The sequence below is a fragment of the Brevibacillus sp. MCWH genome, assembly GCF_013096935.1.
Taxonomy (GTDB): Bacteria; Bacillota; Bacilli; order Brevibacillales; family Brevibacillaceae; genus Brevibacillus; species Brevibacillus aydinogluensis.
This window is the reverse complement of record NZ_SDLF01000188.1, coordinates 1-428: the sequence shown is the minus strand read 5'-3', so window position 1 is coordinate 428 and position 428 is coordinate 1. Positions and strand designations below refer to the sequence as shown.

1 pseudogene is annotated in these 428 nt (G+C 26.4%); it reads right to left on the bottom strand.

Going from position 1 to position 428, the window contains the following annotated elements:
• Positions 1-168 (bottom strand): annotated as a pseudogene (locus ETC00_RS21010) (hypothetical protein); the annotation flags it as partial.
• Between the last annotated feature and the right edge of the window lie 260 nt (positions 169-428).

Here is a 428-nt window from a genome sequence, read left to right as displayed (position 1 = left end):
ATGACTTCCCCCACATACAATATCTTTTACATTACTTATTGGTATTATTGTCGGTTTTTCTAGTGAGCTTGTAGTTCCTATACCTAACTGACCAAAAGAATTTTCACCAAAACCTATTAACGTGCCGTTGTTTAAAAGTAATATTGCGAAATTTTTCCCACAATATATATATTTCTAGCTTTTACATATTCTTCTTTATTAGTATCGAAAACTATAAGAGCACCATTTTCATTTAATACAACTACATTTTCATTAATTAACTTTTCAATTTGTTTTATATTACCACCATAACTCTTGATGGTTTTCAATAGATTAAGGTTACTATCTCTTATTTCAATAATATTATTGTATCCTATTAAATAATTTCCGTTATTTAATTTCTACACCTTTTTATCAGTATTTGTTCCTATATTTTTTTGTGTAAGCAA